Below are 23,922 nucleotides of genomic sequence, written 5' to 3'. Positions count from 1 at the left end.
GTTCTCTCCAATGGTTTTCCTGCGCACAAAAAAACAACTTGTGCTTGGATAGCAACCTTTTAAGCAGGGTGGGTTCTATGCCAATGCAATCCATCGGCGAATTGCGCAAAATGCTTGCCATATCACCTGGATAAAAAATAAAGTATACTAAAATATACTTATCAATTAATAATGTAAATTAAATAATACTTTATATTATGCTCCAAGTGAGCATAGCCAGAATATGATGAGATCATTTCGCGTTGAACGCGCATTGCAAAAATTAGGTGCCGACATTCGAGATGCGCGCAAGCGCCGCCGCATCACCGTGGCTTTAATGGCTGAACGGATTGGTGTCACCCGTGTTACGTTATCAAAGATTGAAAAAGGTGACCCCAAAGTGAGTATGGGCAGCTATGCGCTCGCTCTATACGTATTGGGAAAAATTGACGAACTAGAAAAGCTGATTGACCGCACCAATGATCCATTAGGCTTAGATCTGATGGATGAGCGCCTGCCTAAGCGCATTAGGATCACTCAATGAGGAAATTACAAGTTTCACTCAGCTGGCTAGATATACACTATGTTATAGGCGAGCTGCATATCTACGAATCGCGTGGCCAAGAAAGGTATCAGTTCACCTACAATCAAACCTGGCTACAAGCCAAAGCAGGTTTTGCGATTGATCCCGCCCTTCCCCTCGTAACGGATGCACGATACGTCAATCACCGGCTATGGGGTGTCTTCCAAGATATCTCTCCTGATCGTTGGGGGCGTCTGGTCCAAACCCGAGCGCATAGTGGGCATCTGGGTGCAAGCGATTTTATGCTGGGTGTCAGTGATTACATGCGGATGGGTGCATTACGTCTCAATCAAATAGAGTCGCCTGAGGTCTTTCTAGCCGACCATCATGAGGTGCCTAAGTTGGTCGATTTACGCGCCCTAGAACAAGCCATTTCACATTTAGAAGCAGGCCAAGAAACTGCTGCAGATCTAGCCTTACTGGTTCAGCCAGGTTCGTCACTAGGTGGCGCACATCCGAAAGCTGCGCTGGAGGATAAGGGTCACATCTGGATTGCTAAATTCCAATCTAGATTTGATACTGAACGCGTAGCGTTATGGGAGGCGACTTTACTGAATATGGCGCAACAAGCAGGGATCCGAACCGCTCACTATAAACTGCTCGAGACAAAAAATGAGCCGCCAATACTACTCGTTAAGCGCTTTGACCGGCAAGGTAAACAACGCATTCCCTTCATGTCTGCAATGACCTTGCTTGAACGCGATGAAAATAGCTCTAGCAGCGCGAGCTATATAGAATTGTCAGATGCTCTGACCCGCTATTCTTCGCAACCTCGGCTAGACAAACTGGAGTTATGGCAACGCATGGTTTTCAATGCGATGGCGGGCAATATTGATGATCACTTGCGTAATCATGGCTTTTTGCGCGACCCACAAGGTTGGAGACTAGCGCCCGCTTATGATATTAATCCAACCAACGAGCCTTTTGAGCGCAGATCTCATCAACTTTCTTTCGATGGCAATACATCTCGTCCATCTTTAGCCACTTGCATTGAGCTCGGAATTTTCTTTGGTCTAACTAAAGAAGAAACCAAAATTGCATTGGCAAAGATAGGCAATGCGCTTAAAAATTGGCAAACCACCGCTCGAAAGCATGGATTACGCGCCCAAGAATTAAAAAGGATGGAAAATTCATTTACCCATCAAGGTATAGAGGAATTGATGCAGTATTTAACCTAGAGCGGTTTAATGCACAAGGCAACGCTCAGATTTCGTTTTTTGGCCCAACGGTGAAGCGAAATCCACTCCACGCTTGGGCCTGATTTTATATTTCTTTATGATGCAATCGGCGCATCGGCTGGCCGCGCCGTGTCACCCGTGCGCTCCAGCCAGCCGCCGCCTAAATATTGATAGAGATTAACCAGATTCGTCAGGCGCGCTAAGCGGACTGAAATGAGCGCCTGTTCGGCCTCGTATAAACTGGTCTGAGCGCTCAATACGCGTAGATAGCTATCAATCCCATTGCGATAACGCAAGCTGGAGAGGTCAAGCCGGCGTTGCTGGGCTGCCGCATAACGCTGCAGCGATATAATTTGCTCATCATACGTACCTCGTGCAGCAAGCCCATCAGCGACTTCTCGAAAGGCCGTTTGAATGGCTTTTTCATATTGCGCAAGCGCCACCCTCTTGCCGGTTTGCGCTGCATCAAGGTTGGCAAGATTTGCGCCACCGCTAAAAATAGGCAGCGAAATCTTTGGCGCAAAACCCCAAGCAGCCGAGTGCGGTTTAAACAACCCGCCCAGATCTTGACTCGCGCTGCCGAACTGCCCAGTGAGTGAAATACTTGGGAAGAACGCAGCCCGTGCTGCGCCGATATTGGCATTGGCGGCGCGCAATTTTTCTTCGGCTGCGGCAATATCAGGACGGCGCGTCAACAGATCCGATGGCAAACCTTCCGGAATATCAGCCAGGATTCCCTGGTGATCGAGCGACAATGGCTGCGGCAAATCGGCCGGCGCAGGTTCGCCTACTAATAGGGTCAGCGCATTTTCAGACTGTGCGCGTAGCCGAAGTTGGTTTTGATGACTGGCGCGAGCTTGCTCAACCGTGCTCTCGGCTTCCTGTAAATCAAGCGCAGAGCCAACCCCGGCATCAAACTGCACTTTGGCGAGCCGGTAAGATTCTTGAGCCGCAGTGAGGGTCGCTTGCGTGACTTGAAGCTGCTCGTCATAAGCGCGCGTTGTCAAATATTGATTCGCCACCTGCGCCACTAACGAAATTTCAACGCCTTTGCGTACCTGAGCTGTTGCCAAATATTGCGCCAGTGCTTGATCTTTTAAGCTACGCAGCTTGCCGAAAAGATCAATTTCCCAGGCTGCTGCTATGCCAGACTCATACTGGCTAGCTACGATTGCGTCCGGAAGCGGAGAGAGATCAGCTGGCGTACGCGTACGACTGCCCTTACCTTGCACCCGCAAATCCGGCACCAAGCCTGCCCGCTGCACTCGATATTGCGCCCGAGCCTGCTGTACATTGAGCGCCGCCACGCGTAAATCGCGGTTATTGCGTAACGCCAGCTCAATCAGCTTTTGTAAGCGCGGATCGGCAAAAAATTGACGCCATCCCAAATCAACCGGCGCTGAAGTGGATTCTGCCAGCACCTTATATGCATCCCCGGTAGGATAGCTCGCCGCAACCGGCGCTGCTGGCCGCTCATAACGCGGCGCAAGCGTACAGGCAGTTGAAACTGCGACGACTGACAATGCCGCTAAAAGAGAAAGTTCACGCATCTGCAAATTCCTAAAGTTCAATTTTTCGGGTGAATGTCTGCATCCGAATTGCTTTCATGGCTCGCGGTGCGCGCTAGCGAATGAGCGTCAGCTGGCTCATGCTGCGGCACTTTAGATTTACCCCATTTATCCCGCACCACGACAAAGAACATTGGGATCATGAAAATTGCAATAAAAGTTGCGCTCAGCATCCCGCCGATAACCCCTGTACCAATTGCATGTTGACCCGCAGAGCCTGCGCCGCGGCTAATGGCAAGAGGTAGCACGCCCAGAATAAAAGCCAGCGAAGTCATCAAGATTGGCCGCAAACGCAAGCGCGCCGCTTCCATCGCCGCCTCCATCGCCGTTCTGCCCTGTGCCTGGAGCTCTTTGGCAAACTCCACAATCAAAATTGCATTTTTGGCAGACAAGCCTACGGTGGTTAGCAAGCCTACTTGGAAATACACATCATTAGATAGGCCCCGGCCCGTCGCGGCCAATAAGGCGCCGATGATCCCTAACGGGACAACCAAAATCACCGAAAATGGAATCGACCAACTTTCATAAAGCGCAGCTAGACTTAAAAATACCACTAAGATTGAAATCGCATAGAGTAACGGCGCTTGTGAGCCAGACAGAATCTCTTGGAACGACATCCCGGTCCATTCATAGCCAATCCCATGCGGCAACTTTGCAGCTAGATTTTGCATTTCTTCAATCGCATCTCCGGTGCTCTTGCCCGGTGCCGTTACCCCTTGGATGGCAACTGACGCTACACCGTTATAACGCTCCAGCTTAGGTGAGCCATACGCCCAACGCGAGCTCAAAAAGGCGGAGAAAGGCACCATCTCGCCCTGCGCATTACGGATATACCAACGTTTAATATCTTCTGGAGTCATGCGAAACGGGGCATCCCCTTGCACCATAACCTTTTTAATCCGGTTATCCGTATCCAGGAAATTATTAACGTAAGCACCGCCCCATGCTGTCGAGAACGCTCGATCGATCGAAGACAACGGAATACCCAATGCGCTAGCCTTTTCACGGTTAATATCCACATGAAATTCTGGCGTGTCATCCAGACCATTCGGACGCACCTGCATCACCACTGAGCTTTGCGCCGCCATTCCAAGCAACTGATTACGCGCTTGCATTAAAGCATCATGGCCAAGACCCGCGCGATCTTGTAACTGCATATCAAAACCCGAAGCAATGCCAAGCTCGAGAATCGGCGGCGGGTTAATCGGAAACACCATGGCGTCTTTAATTTGCGAAAAACGCATAAAAGAGCGTTGCATCAGAGCTTGCACCGATTGATGCGCTTTGGTGCGATGTTTCCAGTCTTTTAAGCGGACAAAAACGATACCCGAGTTTTGGCCGCTACCCGCAAAACTGAAGCCATTCACTTCAAAAGTGGATTCAACCACTTGGCTTTCTTCTTGCAATAAGTACTGGCTGACTTCGCTCAGTACCGCTTGTGTGCGTTGCTGAGTTGAACCCGGCGGAGTTTGCACAAACACGAAGACAATGCCTTGGTCTTCATCTGGCAAGAAAGACGTAGGCATGCGCATAAACAATAGGCCGACGGCAACAATAATCACCCCATAAATGGCAAACCAAAGCCCAGAGCGCCGTATGACTGCGCGCACGCCTGACTGGTATTTATCGCGGCTACGCTCAAAAGTCCGGTTAAACCAACCGAAAAACCCTTTTTTCTCTTCGTGATGCCCTTTAGGAATCGGTTTGAGTAAACTCGCGCACAGGGCCGGTGTCAGAATCAACGCGACCAAGACGGAGAGCACCATCGCCGAAACAATCGTGAGCGAAAATTGACGATAGATCGCCCCGACCGAACCGCTGGAAAACGCCATCGGCACAAATACCGCCGATAAAACCAGAGCCACACCAACCAGCGCGCCGGTGATCTGCCCCATCGCTTTACGCGTCGCCTCGCGTGGCGAAAGTCCTTCTTCGGCCATCACCCGTTCGACATTTTCAACTACAACAATCGCATCATCGACTAATAACCCAATCGCCAATACCAGGCCAAACATGGATAACGTATTAATCGAGAAACCCACCGCCGCCATGATGCCAAACGTACCCAGCAACACAATCGGCACCGCAATGGTTGGAATTAACGTAGCGCGCCAATTTTGCAGGAATAAATACATCACCAAGAAAACCAGCACAATCCCTTCAAACAGCGTCTTGATCACTTCTTCGATCGAGATGCGAACAAAGGGGGTGGTGTCGTATGGATATTCCACCTTCAGGCCCGGTGGGAAGTATTTTGACAACTCACTAACCCGTTTACGCACCAGCCGCGCAGTTTCTAGCGCATTAGCGCCCGTCGCCAGCTTGAGCGCAAAACCTGTCGTAGGCTGTCCGTTATAGCGCGTGTCTATCTGATAGCTCTCACCGCCTAGTTCAATCCGCGCCACATCGCGCAAGCGCACTTGCGAGCCGTCAGCCATCACCTTCAATAAAACATTGCCAAATTGTTCCGGCGTCTTTAATAAAGTGGCTTCGGTAATGACTGCGTTGAGTTGCTGGTTATCTACCGCTGGCAACCCTCCTAACTGACCGCCTGGCACTTGCACATTCTGCTCAGCCAAGGCATTCGTAACATCCACGGGTGTCAAACTATAGCTCGCCAGTTTGTCTGGATTCAGCCAAACCCGCATTGCATACTGCGAGCCAAACAACGTGGTGGTGCCAACCCCATCAATCCGGCTCAGCGGATCTTGAATATTGGAGGCAACGTAATTCGCTAAATCGAATTTATTCATGCTACCGTCGGTAGACACGAAAGCCAGCACCATCAAGAAACTACCCGAGGATTTAGTGACCTTAATCCCCTGTTGTTGCACCGTTTGCGGCAACAGCGGCAGCGCCAATTGGAGTTTGTTTTGCACTTGCACTTGCGCCACATCTGGGTCCGTGCCAGGCGCGAAAGTGAGCGTGATATTTGCGCCGCCTGAGTTCTCGCTAGTGGATGACATATACAGCAAATGGTCAACCCCATTCATCTGCTGCTCAATGATCTGCGTGACCGTATTTTCAACCGTTTGCGCCGAAGCGCCTGGATAAGCGGCCCTAATTTCGACCGAAGGCGGCGCAATCGATGGATACTGTTCAACCGGTAGTGTGCGAATCGATAGCGCGCCGGCCAGCATCAAAATGATGGCCAGCACCCAGGCAAAAATCGGTCGATCGATAAAAAATTTAACCATGGAAATGGTTTCCTATATTCTGAATGCGATTATTCTGCGTTTGTATCAGCAGCATCGCTAGCAGCAGGCTGTGGCGCAACTTCTGCCGCAGGCGAGGTGGGCGATAACTCTGCAGCAACCGGCTTAACCGTCATGCCAAGGCGCACCTTTTGCAACCCTTGCACAATCACTCTATCGCCAGCTTGCAGGCCGCTCGACACGATCCAATTATCATCTGCCGTACGCATGGTGGTCAGGGTACGCAATGCGACCTTGTTATCTTGAGCCACAATCAGCGCTGTCGGCTGACCTTTTGCATCATGCGTAATGCCAATTTGCGGAACCACCAAGGCGCGATTGTTCACACCTTCTTGCACGCGAGCACGGACAAACATGCCGGGTAGCAAAGCCTTTTGAGGGTTCGGGAAAAGTGCACGCAGCGTGATCGTGCCGGTATTGGGATCCACGGCAATGTCGGAAAACTGTAACTTTCCTTGGAAGGGGTAGGATGAGCCGTCTTCTAATACGAGATCAACCTTAACCTCATTACGACCCGCCATCTGCAATTGGCCCTCCGCCATTTCGCGGCGTAAACGCAAAACATCTGCGCTCGATTGTGTGAGGTCAACATACATTGGATCAATTTGCTGAATGGTCGACAACAAAGTCGCTTGGCTTGCCTGAACATAGGCGCCTGGCGTAACCTGCGATTTGCCGGCCCAGCCCGAAATCGGCGAAGTCACCTCGGTATAACCGAGATTGATGCGCGCCGCCTCAAGCGCCGCCTTGGTTACTGCCACTTCTGCCGCCGCCTGACCATGCTCAGCACGCGCATTATCATATTCTTGCTGACTAATCGCATGCGCGGCAATCAGCGGCTTGTAGCGCTCGGCTTTAGCTGCAACGGCATTCAGGTTAGCTTGCGCTTTTGCCAATCCGGCGTTAGCTCGATCAAATTCAGCTTGATAAGGAGCCGGGTCAATTTTATACAGGCGTTGGCCTGCTTTGACTTCGCTGCCTTCTTTAAATTCACGCTTAAGGACAATGCCGTTGACGCGCGCACGCACCTCAGCCATCTGCCAGGCAGAAGTACGACCCGGCACCTCAATGGTGACGGGCACCGTACGCGGCTCAAGCGTGACCACGCCCACTTCTGGGATAGGCGGCGCGGGAGGAGCCTGCTTTTTACCGCAAGCAGTCAGCGCCAGGAGTACAGCAAGACCAATCAAATTGGAAAAGGACCGATTGACATGCATAGGACAACCTCTTTTTATACTCATTATTGAAAGAATTTTGAACAAACCATTATATAGGCGGATTGCAGCCCAAGCTAGCACCTGTATTAGGCGCTGTTTACCAATGCCAAAATAACAACCACCATGCGCTGTCAGCCACGACTAGAGCCGCTATGATAAAGACCATTGCCGCGCTACGCCGTAATCGATTCACGGCATAACCACTCACAACCCGCCATGCCAGCCACACGCTCCATAAATTAACGCCGGCCAGCAGGGCGAAGCGCATCTCATTGACCCACCCAAACGAAATATGCTCGCCTCTTAATAAGGAGAAGGTCAACGCTGATAACCCTAGAAATACCCCACAGCCGGCCAATGGAATCAGGGTTTGCGCTAGATGATGCAAACGCGTAGCACGCCAGCGCCCCAAACAACGCACCGCCAAAGCCAGTAAGGCGTTAAGCGCGGTACCATACACCAGGCTCGTCGCGCCGATATAAAAGACGAGTAAACCACCATCCAACCAACTAAACACGTCATTTTGGTCTGGATAATGAGTTAATACAAACCATGGCGCATTCGTTGCAAACGGCCACCAAATATCCTGTTCCATTAGCCAACCCGCTAGGGCTTGCTTAAGCGCAATAAACCAAGGGCTTGCCGTCCAATGAAACGCCCCGACTGCAATTCCCATTAAGCCGTAGAGAATCAGTAACGTATCCCACCCCTGCGCGGTCGCTTTCCCTAATTGCACAACCTCATGACTCGGTGAGCGCCAGCTTAGCGAGATTGCTTCACGGTGTCCGCTACAACGCGAACACATGTGACAAGCGGCGCTGCCTTGCATCGTGCGCAACGGCACCAAAGGCGCACAATTGATTGGGATCACGCGATGACCATATTCACCCTGCGTATAAGAACGACGCCACGCGGCTTCATTAACTTTATAATGCACCGGCGCAAGCCGCGCCAGTAGGCCAAATACGCCATTCACTGGACACAGATACTTGCACCAAACACGCTTTTCACGCCCATACAGGAAACCCACTACAAGCGCCGCCAGAGTTGAGCCCCCCAACACCAGCAAAACGGCTTTAGGATATTGGTAAACACTGACCATTTGTCCATAGAGAGTGGTCAGGACAAACGCCACAAAAGGCCAACCGGCCCAGCGCAGCCAACGTGGGATGGGCCAATGGCGCCCATGTTTACTGGCAAGTTCAGTCAGCGCGCCTTCTGGACACAAAATCCCGCACCAGAGGCGGCCAAATAACACCATTGAGAGCAACACGAAAGGCCACCAGATACCCCAAAAGATAAACTGTGCAAATAGTGTGAAGTTATCCCAAAGATGTGCGGCGTGACCCGGCAACCGCATGCATGCCGGGGCGATCACCAAAACCGCGTAAATCAGCGCTATCGCCCACTGCACATAACGAATCGCCGCACCGTGCCGAAACATCCAATGCCCACAACGAGCAAGCCACGCGCCATATCGGCTAGAGTCTGCCATGGTCGGCTCATATTGACGGAGTTTGAGTCGACAGGCGCTGGTTTTTATATTTCATGAATCCGAGAATCGTAGCCCAGTAAATCAGATACACCAGCACATTCATTAATGACGGGTATGCGCGGTAACCTGTCAAGGCCGCCAACAGTGAACCCAACCCGCTCGTATCATCTAATAGCGCTGCCGTATTCCACACTGGGTCAATCAAGCTCGGCAAGAGTTCTTTATCGATCAGTTTGTCAACTCCGGCTTGGACTAATCCTGCCGCGAGAAGGAGTAACATCACTTCGGTTACACGGAAAAACACCGGCCACGAAAATAGCTTACCCCCCAATTGCAATAGATAAACGGTTAAAAAAGCCAGACTAAAACCAATCAATACGCCCGCTAGGTGAGAAGGCAAAATATATCCTGCTTTGCCAAAACCTAGCCCGTATAGAAAAATCACGGTCTCGCTCCCTTCACGCGCGACCGCCAATGCGGCAAGCAATGCGACGCCCCACCATTGCGCATTTTGCGTGCTTTTCTGTAACGAAGCTTCCATGCCTTGCTTCAAAGTGCGCCCATGGTATTTCATCCATAGCACCATCTGCACAATCAGCACAGCAGCAATCCACACCATGACAACTTGAAAATAATCTTGCGCTTCACCCGTAAGCGTTTCACTAAAGCTCAACAATGCGAAGCCAAGCGCAAAAGCCGCCAACAGGCCCAGCCCAATGCCTAGCCATAAATAGGACAATCCCTGCCGCGCCTCTTTATCGCCATTACGCAACCATGCATATAAAATGCCAATAATGAGTAACGCTTCAACACTTTCACGCCATACAACAAACAGCACCTGCCCCATTGAGCTCTCCGAACCTATCTGATCCCCGCTTACGATTATCCCTTTTTCTGTTTCTAGATAAACTCAACGTTATCTTGCGACGATCACCCCTTGCGCCGTCGCTTGGTGAAAATCATCGAAAAACTTGTATTCTCCCGGCGCCATCTTTTTAATCACCACAAAGGACTTTGAGCCAGGGGCAAGAACCTTCTCTTTGCGGAGTTGAATACTTTCAAATTCGGCAGCTTTTTTACCTGAATTGGTAATCGAGATTTTAATCGGCTGATTAGCCGGTACTTCAATGCGAGATGGCGTCAACTTCCCGTCAGCCATATCCAGTTCAAAGGTCAGCAATTCTTCTTTCGTCTTCGCTTCATCACGCTTAGCATTCGATAAAGTAAAAACCAGGGCGAGCACAGCCGTCGCGCACAGAGTAATAATAAGACTAATTTTCATTTCGATATTCCTTTACTCGGGGACTTCACTATTTGATTAAATAATTTAATCTAGTGCTTAAATTATTTTTAATAGCCACCCTTTTTACCTATGCCAGCAAAATTAAACGTATATTCAACTGTAAATGGCTTAAACCAAGGCCCAACTCCGGTTTCTTTATCAACATGCCGACCAAATGTCATATGCCCGGTAGCGGGTGGTGGCGCAATGAAATATTTCAGACGATATTCGCCCGGACCAAACAATTTCACGTTATCACCGTAATGTGGCCCATCGCTGGCGACCATCGGCATGAATTCACCTTGAACTTTTTGCCCAGTTTTGATTTTCGTCAGTTCGAATTTCACCTGCAAATAAGGGATCCAATCCCCTTCAGCGAAACCCGTTGGAAAATCTTTGAGGGCATGGATATCCGCTTCCAAGTGAATATCCGATTCGGAGGCTTTGCGCATTCCATGTTCCGGCTCCATCGTAACCGGTTGCAGATAGACGGCGGCAATCTCTAGATTAGCGTGAATCTGGGGTTTGCCGATAGGATACTCAGCAGCGCTTACAGAGTAGGCTGCGCCGGCTAAAAGGCTGACGGTGACAAACTGAAAAATTTTTGATGTAAACATAGAAAGGACCCTTTGCAAGTACCTGATAATATGCGATGGACAGCACGCTTCAGAAAACGCTAGTGCTAATGCGAATCATTCTCAATCAAGGGTGAGTATATCATTCTTTTTTCTAGGCCACCCCTCAATCCGAACAAAAAAATAGCCGCACGTAGTATGTGCAGCTATTTTTTAACCTGCCTTTTAACCTACCGCCACTTCGCGTAGCACGGTGCGGCGTTGTTGATGCAAAAGACGCTCGTAAGCAGCAAGATAACCTTCCGCCATCCGTTGCGCGGTAAAGCGTGCCTCAAATTGTTGGCGTACCGTATCACGTGACAATGTATGCAAGCGGTTCAGCGCAGCGACCGCCTCCGTCTCATCATTGACTAAAAAGCCGGTTACGCCATGCTCAATAACTTCGGGAACTGAACCGCGCTTAAACGCGATGACGGGCGTACCGCACGCCATCGCCTCAATCATGACTAAACCGAATGGTTCAGGCCAGTCAATCGGAAATAGCAACGCATGTGCGCCAGATAAGAATTCAGCCTTCTCCGCTTCAGAAATCTCCCCGATATATTCGACGTGCGGTTGCGACATCAGTGGGGCAATCCGTTCTTCGTAATACGCCTGATCCGCTTTGTCGATCTTCGCGGCAATTTTAATCGGCAAGCCGCATTTAGCCGCAATTGAAATCGCCGTGTCAACCCGCTTTTCAGGTGAAATTCGACCTAGAAACGCCAAATAGCCGGGTTTTATATCAGGGCGAGGCATCAGCATTTTTTCCGGCAAACCATGATAAATGGTTGACAGCCAATTCGCCTGTGGCAGTGGCGCGCGTTGACTATCGGAAATAGACACGACCTGAGCGCGCGGAAACATGTTAAAAACCGGCTGCAGCTCAGGCAAATCCAGGCGCCCATGCAACGTCGTTAGAAATGGCGTGGCCTGGCGGCTAAACAGTGAAAAAGGATAGTAATCAAGATGAAAGTGCAGGATATCAAATTCTTCGGCACACTCTCGCACTTGCTCAAGCATCAACAGATGGGGCGCAAGCGTATCGCGAATGTTTGGGTCTAGACGCAGCGCTTGCGGCCATACTGCCTCGAGTTGCGCGGCAGTGATTGAATCGCCACTCGCAAACAACGTCACTTCTTGGCCCAGCTCAACTAAGGCTTCTGTCAAGTAAGACACGACCCGTTCTGTACCTCCATACAATTTGGGGGGCACCGCCTCGTGTAACGGTGCAATTTGAGCGATTCGCATGACGTAACTCTCCTAATAAAAATTCAGGACAAAAGTAGAAGCGCGTCCAGCAAATAGCCGAGCGCTCTACTACCGATTATCGGTTGCTTAATTTGAATTTAAGCGGTGAATTTCAAAGTATTTATTTTGTTACAGTGTAGAAACACTTTGTCGGCCTTTGTTTTACAACCCTGCTCTAAATTATCAGTTGTGATTTATTAAACGGGTTGCTTGCTTTGCCGCTGATAGATTTTGCCACAAAAAGAATCTGCCGCATGGACTCACCTCCAGGTTCCCCCAAGCAAGGAGCAAGCGACTGATCTAACGTAGCCAGGCCGAGGCCATATGATAAACGTCAAGATTAAAAAAACCTACCCTGTGGGACGCACAAATGAAATCAAGCCGCGCTCGACTCAGGCTCAAAGCGCTGCGTATGATGCCCAACTTGCTGGTTATGCACATCGACCGCTAGCCTTTCTTTATCGCTATATTCGTCGGCATCCAGTGGCTCACAGCGCAGTGCTGATGAGTGTGTTCGCCGCCGTGGGTTGCTCGCTTGCCTCCCAATATGGGATTAAGCATCTAATCGATGTCTTAAGCCAAGGGCGCAGCCACTTTACACAACTCTGGGGAGCATTTTTACTGTTAGCTGGCCTAATCGCTGCTGACAATCTACTCTGGCGCATAGGCGGTTGGGTCAGCACGCACGCGTTTGTCACCGTGACCGGTGATTTACGGAGCGATTTATTTCGCTATTTAAGTGGCCATGCGCAAGCCTGGTTTACGGAAAAGCAACCCGGTCTACTCGCAAGCCGGATTACGGCAACCTCAAATGCAGTTTTCACAGCCGAAAACACCATGGCATGGAATGCTCTGCCACCCTGCATCGCAGTAGGCGGCGCAATTGCCATGATTGCTGCGGTCAATCCATTGATGGCTGGCGGACTTTTATCTGTATCGGCAGTGCTCGCGCTGATTCTTTTCAAATTGGCGGGCCGTGGCGCCAAACACCACCGGGGGTTCGCCAAAGAAGCGGCCTCCGTGGATGGCGAGTTAGTCGATGTCATTAGCAATATAGGGTTGGTACGTGCCTTCGGAGCCATCACTCGTGAGCAAACCCGCTTTGGCGCAAAACTCAAGGAAGAAATGCGCGCGCGCCGCAAAAGCTTGCTCCACCTTGAAAAATTAAGGCTTTTCCATGCGTTTGTAACCGCTTTTTTGTCCGCCGGATTGCTCGGCTGGGCCCTTTGGTTATGGACCCGCGGCCAAGCCAGCACGGGCGATATTGTGCTGGTCAGTTCACTTGGCTTTACGATTTTGCACGGCACGCGCGACCTTGCCGTCGCCCTCGTGGATGTGATTCAACATATTGCGCGGCTGGCTGAAGCCATTGAAACTCTGCTTGAACCGCATCAATTGCCCGACCACCCACAAGCCAAGCAGTTAGTTGCACAAGGCGGACGCGTTGATTTCAATCAAGTCTGTTTTGCCTACCCCAATCGGACCCGTACGCTCGAGGCATTTGACTTGCACCTAGAGCCAGGCCAACGAGTTGGCTTAATCGGTAGTTCTGGAGCAGGAAAAACCACGGTACTTGCCCTGTTGCAACATTTTTATGAACCTCAAGCAGGCCGCATTTTGATCGATGGTCAGGATCTAAGCATGGTTACGCAAGAAAGCTTGCGCCAATCCATCGCCGTCGTGCCGCAAGATATTTCGCTCTTACATCGGACAATTTTTGAAAATATCGCTTATGGTCGGCCCCAAGCTAGCCGCGACGAAGTTCTTGCCGCCGCTCATGAGGCGCGCTGCACTGAATTTATCGAAGCCATGCCGCAAGGCTTCGACACCCTGGTGGGCGACCGCGGCACGAAACTCTCAGGCGGCCAGCGGCAACGCATTGCGATTGCTCGCGCGATTTTGAAAAATGCACCTATCCTGCTCCTTGATGAAGCCACCTCCGCCCTCGATAGCACCTCAGAAGAAGCGATTCAACAGGCACTCGATCGGCTCATGCACGGCCGCACGGTGATTGCCATCGCCCATCGGCTTTCAACCTTGCAAAATTTTGACCGCATTATTGTGATGAGCGACGGCAAGGTCATTGATGATGGCACACCCGATGCTTTGCGCAAACGAACTGGGCTTTATCAGGAATTACTGATGAAGCAATTTGGCAATGGTATCAGCGCAGTCAATTACTATGACACACGCATTGCTGAACATGCGGCTTAATTTTTTATGGTGCATCCTGCCCCGCCAGAAAATTCATATCGGCCAAGTCGAGTAAAGTAAAGGCTAACTCATCTTCTTGCCGTTTATTGCCCACGTTTTTCTAGCCAGCATTGTGTGCGGCTTTTTTATTCTTCTGGGTAATAACCGTTCCATCATGTGCCTCTTCGAGAGCTCGCTTCTTTTCTTTAATGCGAGCTCGCACTCTGTGCAATGGGCGCCCTTCGCTTTTTTAACGGCTTTTTGTGATGGGTATCTTTGTCTGCCAATAGGTGAGATTGAATTTCATCACTCCGATTCACAGGAAAATATTTAGGGGCCTGTTAAAATAGCATAGCTGAAACATATAGCGCGCTTACCAGCGCGACCACCCGCTATTCAAGAAATCGAGTTAGAAGGCTTTTATCATGCAGCGAGTTATGCCGCGCCAGCGAGCGATATTTTACTATGCGCTCTTTACCAGCTTACTATTGACGCTCTTTCTTGGCTGTAGCCGGCAGCGCGATGAAAATTGGCAATTAACCCAAGTGCGTCACCACCTTCCTAAGCTTGAGTTTGCTTTGACTGATGATCAAGGACAAAAGGTCAGCGCTCAAACTTACCAAGGCCTAATCACCCTCGTTTACTTTGGCTATACGCATTGCCCAGATGTTTGCCCTGAAACCATGGCGCGCCTTATGCTGGCGCTCTCGAAGCTAGGTGACGATGCACGCGCGGTACGCATTCTTTTTATCTCGATCGACCCAGCGCGTGATACACCGGCCTCAATGCACCGTTATGTCAATGCCTTTGATGCGGAGCATGTAACCGGCTTGACCGGCACCCTCAGTCAAGTCGAAGCACTCGCTAAACGCTATCGAGTCGCTTATCAATCTGAAAAGCCCGATGCTGATAACCGCTATGAGGTGCTGCACAGCTCAGCCATTTATATCTTCGATCAAAAAGGTCAAGCACAATTGATGGCAACCGCCGCCGATTCAGCAGATAATATTGCGCACGATTTGCGCATTCTGATTCAATCATCATAACGGGGAGTATCAACTCATGAAATGGATGACTTTGCTTTTAGCCAGCCTATGTTTTAGCGTATTTTCCTCAGCCGCAAGTGCCGCTACTCCACCAGAGGTTGTAGCCGAAGCCGGTTGGGTGCGCTGGCTACCTGACGGACGGCCCGCCGCCGGTTATATGACATTGCGCAACCACAGTGCTCAAGCCATCGATGTGGTCGCCGCCTCCAGCCCTGATTACGGCCATGTGATGCTACATCAGTCGGTATCGAACGGCACACAAAGCCGGATGGTTCACCTCAAAAAATTGACCCTTCCTGCCCACGGCGAGGTCAAGCTCGCCCCTGGTGGTTACCATCTTATGCTTGAAAAAGCGCGCACCGAACCGGCGCTCAAACCCGGCGACACCGTGCAGGTTAAACTCACCTTATCAGATGGCACATTCCTCCATCTAACCTTGCCCGTACGCCCACCTGCGACTTTATAACTTGCTAGCTCGATTCAGGGCATAGGCATAAGCGTAGTGCGTCATGCCAGTCAGGTGCAAATAAGTTAAAAGTCCGCGCCAATTTATCGTTAGACAGAAGCGAATTGGCCGGGCGTTTTGCCGGTGTTGGATAATCTGACGCCGCCAGCGGTGTCAATTTTGGTTGCTTAGCAAGCGGCGCAAGCGCAAAGATTGCTTGCGCAAATTCATACCAGGAAGTCGAGCCAGCTGCGCTTAAATGATAGATGCCTGATTTTTCTTGCCACCAATCCCGGTCTTGATGGCCTAGCGCCATGCCTTGCGCGAGTATTTGCGCACTCAGGGCAGCAATCGTAGTCGACCAGGTCGGTGCGCCATATTGGTTAGCTACAATCCGCAACTCAGGCTGCTGTGCAGCCAGCCGCAACATGGTTAACAGAAAGTTCTTGCCGCGTTTGCCGTAGATCCAGCTCGTGCGCAGCACCAAATGCGCCGCGCCAACTTCAGCCAGCGCGCGTTCCCCTGCCAGCTTACTGCGGCCATAGACATTTTGCGGCTGCGGGTGATCCTCTTCGGTATAAGCGCCGTCCTTAGCGCCATCAAATACGTAGTCGGTTGAATAGTGGACTAAAACTGCATTGAGTCGCTTGGCCTCTTCAGCCAGCACGCCCGGCGCTAAAGCATTAATGCGCATCGCTACAGACTCTTCAGTTTCAGCCTGATCGACCGCTGTATAGGCCGCCGGGTTGATAATCAAAGCTGGCCGCAATTCGCGCACCACACGCCGGATTTGATCGAAATCCGCTAAATCCAGCGCTTGCCGATTCAGCGCAAAAATACGACCAAGACCTTGTAAACTACGCGCTAACTCAAAGCCAAGCTGACCTTGAGCGCCAGTCATTAAAATCGTTCGATAGAGCATAATGATCAATCTCCGCTCAGCAAGTGTTTAAACCCAAACTTTAAGCAAAGACTTGCGCCGCCGCTAAACAAACTCCAACCGCATCTTTTGCGCCCAACACCGGCTCTCCGTCAAGCGGCCATGCAATGCCCAACGCGGGGTCATTCCATAATAGAGTACGTTCATACTCTGGATACCAATAATCGGTGGTTTTATAGAGAAATTCAGCCTCTTCCGAGAGCGTTAAAAAACCATGTGCAAAACCCGGCGGCACCCATAACTGGCGCCGATTCTCAGCTGACAAGTGGACCCCCACCCAGCGCCCAAAGTCGGGCGAGCCGCGCCGCAGATCAATCGCTACATCAAAGACTGCCCCCGCCACCACGCGCACCAGTTTGCCCTGAGCATGCTGAATTTGATAATGCAAACCGCGCAGCACATTTTGCGTCGAACGGGAATGATTATCTTGCACAAACTCGAACCCCGCCGCTACTTGCACAGCGAATTCACACGCATTAAAGCTCTCAAAAAAACAACCTCGTGCATCATTAAAAATTTTAGGTTCAATGATTTTAACTTCAGGTAATGCAGTTGGAATTACGTTGATGGCCATCTGAGTTGATCCGATACAATGCGTCTTAAATATTGCCCATAGCCGTTTTTTTCAAGCGGCGCAGCAAGCCGATTCACTTGCTCTGCATCTATCCAGCCACGCTGGTAGGCAATTTCTTCCGGGCATGCCACCATTAAACCCTGGCGCTTTTGCAAGGTGGCAATAAAGCCTGCTGCGTCTATCAGCGAGTCGTGGGTACCGGTATCAAACCAGGCGCAACCGCGGCCCATCATTTCAACTCTGAGCTGGTTCTGACGCAAATAATACTGATTGACATCCGTAATCTCATATTCACCGCGGGCGGATGGTTTAATCTCAGCGGCAATCTCGCAGATTTGTCGATCATAAAAGTAAAGCCCCGTCACGGCATAATTGGAGCGCGGCTTCACCGGTTTTTCTGCAATCGACAGGGCTTGAAAGGCGGCATCAAACTCAACCACGCCATAACGCTCAGGATCGTGCACATGATAAGCAAATATCGTCGCCCCGTGCTCACAGCGGCTGGCGCGTTCAAGCTGTTCGGCTAAATGATGCCCATAAAAAATATTATCACCCAGAATTAAAGCCGATAGATGGTTGCCAATAAATTGCCGGCCAATCATCAATGCTTGTGCTAACCCATCCGGCGAGGGTTGCACTGCATATTGGAGATTTAGCCCCCATTGAGCGCCATCGCCTAACAAGGTTTGGAAGCGCGGCGTGTCGTCCGGCGTAGAAATCAGCAAAATATCGCGTATGCCCGCCATCATCAAAGTCGAGAGCGGGTAGTAAACCATGGGTTTATCGTAAACCGGCAAGAGTTGCTTTGAGATAGCATGGGTAATCGGATACAACCGGGTACCGGAGCCGCCGGCTAAAAGAATTGCTTTGCGCACGCTTATGCTCCTCTTATGCGCGTTGCGCATACTGCGTTTCAAGCCATTTCAGGTAATCGCCTGAAATAATTTGATGCACCCAATCTGAATGATCTAGGTACCAACGCACGGTTTCTTCGAGCCCAGTTTCAAACGTATGCGCGGGTCGCCAGCCTAGTTCTCGCTCGATCTTTGACGCATTGATTGCATAACGGCGGTCGTGGCCTGGTCGATCTTGTACAAAGGTCACTTGGTCACGGTATGAGCCAGATGATTTGGGCCTCAGCCGATCTAACAGCGCACACAGCGTATGCACAACCTCAAGATTGGTCTTTTCATTCCAACCGCCAATATTGTAGGTTTGACCAGAGCAACCACGCGCTAACACTGCGCGTAGCGCGGCACAATGGTCTGCCACATACAGCCAGTCACGCACCTGTTTACCATCTCCATACACCGGCAGCGGTTTACCTGCAAGGGCATGAGAGATAATGAGCGGAATCAACTTTTCTGGAAATTGATAAGGGCCATAATTGTTTGAGCAATGCGTGGTCAATACCGGTAAGCCATAGCTATGATGATAAGCGCGCACTAAATGGTCAGAGCCCGCTTTGGTGGCCGCGTATGGGCTATTCGGCGCATAAGGCGTAGTTTCGCAAAATGGGGGCGCATCTGGCGCTAGCGAACCGTAAACCTCATCCGTAGAAATATGTAAGAAGCGAAAATTCTCTTGCTCGGCACCTTTTAAACGGACCCAATAAGCGCGCGCCGCCTCAAGTAATGCGAAAGTGCCCACTAAATTAGTCTGCACAAAATCAGCGGGGCCATGCAGCGAGCGGTCAACATGACTTTCTGCTGCAAAATGCAGCACCGCGCGGGGCCGATATTTCACCAAAAGATTTTGCAAAATAGCGGCATCAGCAATATCCGCTTTCACAAATTGATGGCGCGGGTCCGCGCGCAACGCATCTAGAGTACCCAGATTGCCGGCATAGGTGAGTTTATCAACATTCACCACAGCCTCATCGTGCTCAGCTAACCAGCCGAGCACAAAATTGGCGCCAATAAAACCCGCGCCGCCGGTGACTAAAATCATCAAAATCCTTGATTAAATTGAAATATGCGCAGTAACGCCAGGACTCCACCTTTTAAACGCGCGTTGCCCCAGTGAACCACTTAAGATTTTATCTCTTCAACGAATTAACACGACCCTGCTTTACCCTATATAATCACAAATCCCTGTGCAGCACACTATTTTCTTGCATTTCTTGCAAGCATAACAGGAATACGCTTAGCGATTTTTTCAAATGATGGCACACACTTCAAGCTATCTTCCATCAGAGAGGTCAGCTATTCTCAATTCTAAGATAAGCATCCATCACGCATCCGCCCCTCCGCCGTTGGCTTTTGGCGACCTGCAAGGCTGTCATGGGGCTTTTCGCGCTTTGCTGGCAAAAGCAGCACCAACACCCAATACACCGCTTTGGTTTGCAGGTGATTTGATTAACCGCGGGCCTCATTCTCTTGCTTGCTTACGCGATGTCATCGAATTCGGTCAACGGGCCGTCATGGTGCTTGGTAACCATGAATTGCACTTGCTGGCCGTGGCCGCAGGCGCGCAACGCATCCGTAAGGGAGACACGCTCAATGAAATCCTCGCGGCGCCTGATGCCGCCGATTTAATCGATTGGCTACGCCACCGACCGCTGACTCATTACCAAAACGGCATGCTGATGGTGCACGCCGGAGTGCTGCCACAGTGGGACCTCACTCTGACCTTGGAGCTCGCGCACGAGCTAGAGCAAGCGCTACGCGGTCCCGCTTGGCGAGACTGCGTGGCACAACTTAGCCAGCCTAGATTAACGCGTTGGCATCCAGGGTTAACGCGTGACGAACGTCTGCGCATCACAGCTCATACGCTCACACATATCCGTTTCTGTAACGCCGCGGGAGAACTAGAATTTAATGCTAAAGGCGGGCCTGACACAGCGCCACCTGGCTATATGCCGTGGTTCGATGCGCCCGATCGACGCACCGCCGAGCTCACCGTTGTATTCGGGCATTGGGCAGCACTCGGCCTCTTGCTACGTGATAAGCTGTGCGCACTGGATAGCGGTTGCATCTGGGGCAAGCAACTCTCAGCTATCACCCTCAATCCTGAGCCAAGTCAGCGGACGCTGATACAGGTCACCTGCCCGGCCGAGTAGCGCGTTGCTTAATTCAGCTCAACCCTGCTCACCTCCGCATTAACAACCGCAGCCTCAGGCGATGGCTCTAATCGTTGTTGCAAAAGCCTCAATGCGCTGTGCACCGCCCCTTGCGCGCAGCGCGCTAACTCACGCCGGTCATCACAGGCTCTAAGCGGAGCCGTAATATACAGATGGGCGGTGAGCGGCGCAGCCCGTAAAATCGATATCAGCGAAGCAAATAATGAAATCTCGCCAATATAGGCGGGCGCAAGCGATTGCTGGCCTTGTGCATCTTCATACATTAAACAGATGGGTTGCACAGCCGCCATCGCAGATACCGGCGCTTGTAGTAAATTCGCATGAAATGGCAATAGCTGAATGCCATCGGATGTCGTCCCTTCCGGAAAAATACAAATTCTTTCGCCGCTTTTTAACGCATCCGCTAACTGACACACAATCCGTAGCGCATCACTACGCTTATCACGCCGAATAAAAACCGTACCGATGGTTTTCGCTAGCCAGCCCAAGATCGGCCATTTCTGAATTTCTGCTTTAGCCACAAAAGAGACTGGCCGCCAAGCACTAATTACATAAATATCTAACCATGACACGTGATTGCCTACTAGCATCACGCTGTGCTCAAGCACTTCGCCCGCTGGATGCACCACGAGCTTAACCCCGCATATCTCAAGTAAGCGCCGCGACCAGTCACGCACCATCGATTGTTGGCGCACGTGCTCGGCTCGCGGAAAAACCACAGCGGCAAGCGCTATGCCGCGCAGAAAATGAAAGATTAAGCGCGCAACGCGCAGGCTTACTTGCATTATTTTTCCCTTGATTTATCGCTCAAGCAGTCTTGGCACAACCGGCTGCTCAGTAGGTTGACTTTATGCCTGGCTGGCTTGATAGACCAGTTGGCCGGAGATGATCGTGAAGCGTACCCGGGCGGGCAATTCATACCCTAAAAATGGCGTATTATGGCCCTGACTTCTAAGCTGGTTCGGCTCAACTCGCCAATGCGCATCCAGCGCAAAGAGCGTCAGATCAGCCGGAGCACCTAACTCTAAACGGCCTTTCTCCAGATTCAAGATAGCGGCTGGCGCACAGGTGATTTTGGCTAATGCGGTGGGTAATGGTACGCGCTTTTCTTGCGCCCATTTCACGGTCAGCGATAACAACAGCTCAAGCCCAGTTGCGCCGGCTGAAGCTTCGCCAAATGGCAAAAGTTTTTCGTCGTCGTCAACTGGCGTATGGGCAGAACAAATGGCGTCGATCGTGCCATCGATTAACCCGGAGCAGATTGCATCCCGATCACGCTGCGCGCGCAAAGGCGGATCGAAGCGGTACTGCGCATTAAAATCCCCAATATCCAAATCAATCAGATGCAAGTGATTAATCGTCACATCGCAGCTTAAGCGCAATCCTTCTTGCTTTGCTGCGCGCACCAGCTCAATCCCCGCAGCGGAAGAAAGATGCGTCACATGGACCCGTGCGCCCGTGACGCGCATCAATTCAAGAATGGTATGCAGTGCAATGGTTTCCGCCGCTGTCGGCACTCCACGCAAGCCAAGCCGCGACGCCCAAGGCCCACTTGCAGCCACCCCACCTTGAGCTAAATACACATCCTGCGCGCGCAACCAAACCGTATAGTCATATGTCGAGGCATATTGCAAAGCATGCAATAATACTTGAGTGTTCGCAATCGGCGCATCCGCCTGAGAAAAACCAATACAGCCCGCATCAGCCAACTGAGCCATTTCAGTAATGGCCTGCCCTTTGAGTCCAACCGTCAAGGCACCGAGTGGGTACACATGTGCTTGATTTAGAGTACGGGCGCGGAATTTCAGCATTTCAACTAGACCGGGTTCATCCAGTGGAGGATCCGTATCCGGTGGACAAACTAAGCTGGTCACCCCACCCGCAAGCGCGGCGGCCATTTCCGAGTCAAGTGTTGCCTTATATTCATGACCAGGCTCACGCAGCCGCGCTAACAAATCAACCAAGCCAGGCAATACAATTAAACCACGCGCGTCAATCTCATGGCACCTCTCAAACGCCGGCGGCGCGCTGCCGATACCAGCAATTTTGCCTGCGGCAACGAATAAATCAGCCTGGGTGTCCATACCTGACGCGGGGTCAATTAAGCGAGCACCTTTGATATGAAGGTTCATTATTTATTTTCGATCAATTGCGATTTGCACAAATACTTTCTAAATCAAATAAAAGAGTCTGCGCGACTTCCAAACCCATCCATAGGCTGCGCAGATTGATCTTTTTTCCAACTTTGGCGTTAACCATTGTTCCCTGCAATAATCCCCATAACCGCCATGCGCACCGCAATTCCAAAGGTGACCTGGTGCAAAATCACGGATTGCGCGCCATCGGCAACCGATGACTCTATTTCAACTCCACGGTTCATCGGCCCTGGGTGCATCACAATCGCATCTGGCGCAGCCAATGCGAGGCGCTCAGGAGTTAAGCCCCAACTTTTGAAATATTCTTGGGCCGAAGGCAAGAGCGTGCTATTCATTCTCTCATTCTGCACACGCAGCATAATGATGACGTCCACGCCCTTTAACCCTTCGCGGATATCATGAAAAACCTGCACCCCAAATCGCTCAAGCCCATCGGGCAGCAAGGTGCGTGGGCCGATCACCCGCACTTCGGGCACGCCCAGCGTGGTTAACGCATGAATATCGGAGCGTGCTACCCGAGAGTGCAGAATATCGCCAACGATCGCCACGCGGAGCTGCGTAAAATCTTTTTTATACTGGCGGATGGTATACATGTCCAACAAACCTTGCGTCGGGTGTGCATGCCAACCATCGCCCGCATTAATCACATGCAAATGAGGCGCGCAATGTTGCGCCAGTAAATAAGGGGCTCCACTTTGCGCATGACGCACGACAAACATATCTGCTTGCATAGCGGATAAATTCGCTGCTGTATCCAGTAACGACTCACCTTTGCTGGTCGATGAAGCATTGATATTTAGATTCAGCACATCCGCTGATAAACGCTTGGCAGCTATTTCAAAAGTTGTGCGGGTGCGCGTTGAGTTCTCAAAAAAAAGATTGAATACTGACTTACCGCGCAAGAGCGGGACTTTTTTGACATCTCGCTCAGCTACGCCGACGAATTGCTGAGCTGTATCGAGGATCTGCGTAATAATATCTTTTGGCAGCCCATCGATTGTCAATAAATGCTTCAGTTCACCATTTTTTGTTAATTGCAGATTGCCTTTAAAACTCGGACGTAAGGTTGGCGCAGGCGGCCAAATGTTTGACATCTACTCTCCA

General features: G+C 51.0%; 21 protein-coding genes. 6 read left to right on the top strand and 15 right to left on the bottom strand.

Annotation, left to right across the window (positions count from 1 at the left end; genetic code table 11):
• Positions 1-223: 223 nt before the first annotated feature.
• Positions 224-523 carry a helix-turn-helix domain-containing protein gene (locus tag MPB2EB_RS02280; protein WP_198422342.1) on the top strand — a complete coding sequence of 100 codons (300 nt, stop codon included), beginning with the start codon at positions 224-226 and terminating at the stop codon, positions 521-523.
• Positions 520-1,740, top strand: coding sequence for a type II toxin-antitoxin system HipA family toxin (locus MPB2EB_RS02275; protein ID WP_185182252.1), 1,221 nt, complete (start codon positions 520-522; stop codon positions 1,738-1,740). Before MPB2EB_RS02280 ends, MPB2EB_RS02275 begins: the two co-directional genes overlap by 4 nt.
• A gap of 95 nt (positions 1,741-1,835) precedes the next feature.
• On the opposite strand, the gene MPB2EB_RS02270 is transcribed toward MPB2EB_RS02275, so the two are convergent.
• The 8 genes from MPB2EB_RS02270 to MPB2EB_RS02235 form a co-directional block, all read right to left on the bottom strand.
• Positions 1,836-3,290, bottom strand: coding sequence for an efflux transporter outer membrane subunit (locus MPB2EB_RS02270; protein ID WP_185182251.1), 1,455 nt, complete (start codon positions 3,288-3,290; stop codon positions 1,836-1,838).
• Between the two features lie 17 nt (positions 3,291-3,307).
• Complete coding sequence (locus MPB2EB_RS02265) at positions 3,308-6,505, bottom strand: efflux RND transporter permease subunit (protein WP_185182250.1); 3,198 nt, start codon at positions 6,503-6,505, stop codon at positions 3,308-3,310.
• 29 nt (positions 6,506-6,534) lie between these two features.
• Positions 6,535-7,740, bottom strand: coding sequence for an efflux RND transporter periplasmic adaptor subunit (locus MPB2EB_RS02260; RefSeq protein WP_185182249.1), 1,206 nt, complete (start codon positions 7,738-7,740; stop codon positions 6,535-6,537).
• Between the two features lie 97 nt (positions 7,741-7,837).
• Positions 7,838-9,235, bottom strand: coding sequence for a 4Fe-4S binding protein (locus MPB2EB_RS02255; RefSeq protein WP_185182248.1), 1,398 nt, complete (start codon positions 9,233-9,235; stop codon positions 7,838-7,840).
• Positions 9,236-9,242: 7 nt separating this feature from the next.
• The gene (locus MPB2EB_RS02250) at positions 9,243-10,082 is read right to left on the bottom strand and encodes an FTR1 family protein (RefSeq protein ID WP_185182247.1); all 840 of its coding nucleotides are present in this window, start codon (positions 10,080-10,082) and stop codon (positions 9,243-9,245) included.
• Between the two features lie 69 nt (positions 10,083-10,151).
• Positions 10,152-10,517 (bottom strand): cupredoxin domain-containing protein, encoded by a 366-nt coding sequence (locus MPB2EB_RS02245; protein WP_185182246.1) that lies wholly within the window; start codon positions 10,515-10,517, stop codon positions 10,152-10,154.
• Positions 10,518-10,585: 68 nt separating this feature from the next.
• Entirely contained in the window at positions 10,586-11,134 is a 549-nt protein-coding gene (locus MPB2EB_RS02240; protein ID WP_185182245.1) for an iron transporter, read from the bottom strand.
• A gap of 183 nt (positions 11,135-11,317) precedes the next feature.
• Complete coding sequence (locus MPB2EB_RS02235) at positions 11,318-12,382, bottom strand: glycosyltransferase family 4 protein (RefSeq protein ID WP_185182244.1); 1,065 nt, start codon at positions 12,380-12,382, stop codon at positions 11,318-11,320.
• A gap of 324 nt (positions 12,383-12,706) precedes the next feature.
• Here MPB2EB_RS02235 and MPB2EB_RS02230 point away from each other — a divergent pair, with 324 nt between their 5' ends.
• The 3 genes from MPB2EB_RS02230 to MPB2EB_RS02220 all read left to right on the top strand — a co-directional run bounded on the left by MPB2EB_RS02230 (position 12,707) and on the right by MPB2EB_RS02220 (position 16,087).
• Positions 12,707-14,596, top strand: a complete 1,890-nt coding sequence (locus tag MPB2EB_RS02230; RefSeq protein WP_185182243.1) for an ABC transporter ATP-binding protein — start codon at positions 12,707-12,709, stop codon at positions 14,594-14,596.
• A 404-nt stretch (positions 14,597-15,000) separates the two neighbouring features.
• The gene (locus MPB2EB_RS02225; protein ID WP_185182242.1) at positions 15,001-15,621 is read left to right on the top strand and encodes an SCO family protein; all 621 of its coding nucleotides are present in this window, start codon (positions 15,001-15,003) and stop codon (positions 15,619-15,621) included.
• 16 nt (positions 15,622-15,637) lie between these two features.
• A complete protein-coding gene (locus MPB2EB_RS02220; protein ID WP_370576611.1) occupies positions 15,638-16,087 on the top strand; it encodes a copper chaperone PCu(A)C in 450 nt (149 codons plus the stop codon).
• A gap of 4 nt (positions 16,088-16,091) precedes the next feature.
• Here the strand turns inward: MPB2EB_RS02220 and rfbD are convergent, their stop codons facing one another.
• The 4 genes from rfbD to rfbB all read right to left on the bottom strand — a co-directional run bounded on the left by rfbD (position 16,092) and on the right by rfbB (position 19,530).
• Positions 16,092-16,967, bottom strand: a complete 876-nt coding sequence (gene rfbD / locus MPB2EB_RS02215; protein WP_232534466.1) for a dTDP-4-dehydrorhamnose reductase — start codon at positions 16,965-16,967, stop codon at positions 16,092-16,094.
• Positions 16,968-17,028: 61 nt separating this feature from the next.
• Positions 17,029-17,580 carry a dTDP-4-dehydrorhamnose 3,5-epimerase gene (gene rfbC, locus MPB2EB_RS02210; protein ID WP_185182240.1) on the bottom strand — a complete coding sequence of 184 codons (552 nt, stop codon included), beginning with the start codon at positions 17,578-17,580 and terminating at the stop codon, positions 17,029-17,031.
• The gene (gene rfbA / locus MPB2EB_RS02205; protein ID WP_232534465.1) at positions 17,565-18,455 is read right to left on the bottom strand and encodes a glucose-1-phosphate thymidylyltransferase RfbA; all 891 of its coding nucleotides are present in this window, start codon (positions 18,453-18,455) and stop codon (positions 17,565-17,567) included. The genes rfbC and rfbA overlap by 16 nt, the downstream gene beginning before the upstream one ends.
• Positions 18,456-18,468: 13 nt before the next feature.
• Positions 18,469-19,530, bottom strand: a complete 1,062-nt coding sequence (gene rfbB, locus MPB2EB_RS02200; protein WP_185182238.1) for a dTDP-glucose 4,6-dehydratase — start codon at positions 19,528-19,530, stop codon at positions 18,469-18,471.
• A gap of 214 nt (positions 19,531-19,744) precedes the next feature.
• Between rfbB and MPB2EB_RS02195 the strand changes: the two genes are divergently transcribed.
• Entirely contained in the window at positions 19,745-20,641 is an 897-nt protein-coding gene (locus tag MPB2EB_RS02195; RefSeq protein ID WP_185182616.1) for a symmetrical bis(5'-nucleosyl)-tetraphosphatase, read from the top strand.
• 8 nt (positions 20,642-20,649) lie between these two features.
• Here MPB2EB_RS02195 and MPB2EB_RS02190 read toward each other — a convergent pair whose 3' ends face one another.
• The 3 genes from MPB2EB_RS02190 to MPB2EB_RS02180 form a co-directional block, all read right to left on the bottom strand.
• Positions 20,650-21,447 (bottom strand): 1-acyl-sn-glycerol-3-phosphate acyltransferase, encoded by a 798-nt coding sequence (locus MPB2EB_RS02190; protein WP_185182237.1) that lies wholly within the window; start codon positions 21,445-21,447, stop codon positions 20,650-20,652.
• Positions 21,448-21,510: 63 nt separating this feature from the next.
• Positions 21,511-22,794, bottom strand: a complete 1,284-nt coding sequence (locus MPB2EB_RS02185) for a dihydroorotase (protein WP_185182236.1) — start codon at positions 22,792-22,794, stop codon at positions 21,511-21,513.
• Positions 22,795-22,913: 119 nt separating this feature from the next.
• Positions 22,914-23,912, bottom strand: a complete 999-nt coding sequence (locus tag MPB2EB_RS02180; RefSeq protein ID WP_185182235.1) for an aspartate carbamoyltransferase catalytic subunit — start codon at positions 23,910-23,912, stop codon at positions 22,914-22,916.
• Positions 23,913-23,922: the final 10 nt, after the last annotated feature.

It is taken from the genome of Mycoavidus sp. B2-EB, assembly GCF_014218255.1.
Classification (GTDB): Bacteria; Pseudomonadota; Gammaproteobacteria; order Burkholderiales; family Burkholderiaceae; genus Mycoavidus.
This window is presented reverse-complemented; position numbering and strand designations above follow the sequence as displayed.

Bases quoted from the DNA above. Each gene is read 5' to 3' on its own strand.
- MPB2EB_RS02280 (WP_198422342.1), top strand. From the start codon at position 224: ATGATGAGATCATTTCGCGTTGAACGCGCATTGCAAAAATTAGGTGCC.
- MPB2EB_RS02275 (WP_185182252.1), top strand. From the start codon at position 520: ATGAGGAAATTACAAGTTTCACTCAGCTGGCTAGATATACACTATGTT.
- MPB2EB_RS02270 (WP_185182251.1), bottom strand. From the start codon at position 3,290: ATGCGTGAACTTTCTCTTTTAGCGGCATTGTCAGTCGTCGCAGTTTCA.
- MPB2EB_RS02265 (WP_185182250.1), bottom strand. From the start codon at position 6,505: ATGGTTAAATTTTTTATCGATCGACCGATTTTTGCCTGGGTGCTGGCC.
- MPB2EB_RS02260 (WP_185182249.1), bottom strand. From the start codon at position 7,740: ATGCATGTCAATCGGTCCTTTTCCAATTTGATTGGTCTTGCTGTACTC.
- MPB2EB_RS02255 (WP_185182248.1), bottom strand. From the start codon at position 9,235: ATGGCAGACTCTAGCCGATATGGCGCGTGGCTTGCTCGTTGTGGGCAT.
- MPB2EB_RS02250 (WP_185182247.1), bottom strand. From the start codon at position 10,082: ATGGGGCAGGTGCTGTTTGTTGTATGGCGTGAAAGTGTTGAAGCGTTA.
- MPB2EB_RS02245 (WP_185182246.1), bottom strand. From the start codon at position 10,517: ATGAAAATTAGTCTTATTATTACTCTGTGCGCGACGGCTGTGCTCGCC.
- MPB2EB_RS02240 (WP_185182245.1), bottom strand. From the start codon at position 11,134: ATGTTTACATCAAAAATTTTTCAGTTTGTCACCGTCAGCCTTTTAGCC.
- MPB2EB_RS02235 (WP_185182244.1), bottom strand. From the start codon at position 12,382: ATGCGAATCGCTCAAATTGCACCGTTACACGAGGCGGTGCCCCCCAAA.
- MPB2EB_RS02230 (WP_185182243.1), top strand. From the start codon at position 12,707: ATGATAAACGTCAAGATTAAAAAAACCTACCCTGTGGGACGCACAAAT.
- MPB2EB_RS02225 (WP_185182242.1), top strand. From the start codon at position 15,001: ATGCAGCGAGTTATGCCGCGCCAGCGAGCGATATTTTACTATGCGCTC.
- MPB2EB_RS02220 (WP_370576611.1), top strand. From the start codon at position 15,638: ATGAAATGGATGACTTTGCTTTTAGCCAGCCTATGTTTTAGCGTATTT.
- rfbD (WP_232534466.1), bottom strand. From the start codon at position 16,967: ATGACTGGCGCTCAAGGTCAGCTTGGCTTTGAGTTAGCGCGTAGTTTA.
- rfbC (WP_185182240.1), bottom strand. From the start codon at position 17,580: ATGGCCATCAACGTAATTCCAACTGCATTACCTGAAGTTAAAATCATT.
- rfbB (WP_185182238.1), bottom strand. From the start codon at position 19,530: ATGATTTTAGTCACCGGCGGCGCGGGTTTTATTGGCGCCAATTTTGTG.
- MPB2EB_RS02195 (WP_185182616.1), top strand. From the start codon at position 19,745: ATGGCACACACTTCAAGCTATCTTCCATCAGAGAGGTCAGCTATTCTC.
- MPB2EB_RS02190 (WP_185182237.1), bottom strand. From the start codon at position 21,447: ATGCAAGTAAGCCTGCGCGTTGCGCGCTTAATCTTTCATTTTCTGCGC.
- MPB2EB_RS02185 (WP_185182236.1), bottom strand. From the start codon at position 22,794: ATGAACCTTCATATCAAAGGTGCTCGCTTAATTGACCCCGCGTCAGGT.
- MPB2EB_RS02180 (WP_185182235.1), bottom strand. From the start codon at position 23,912: ATGTCAAACATTTGGCCGCCTGCGCCAACCTTACGTCCGAGTTTTAAA.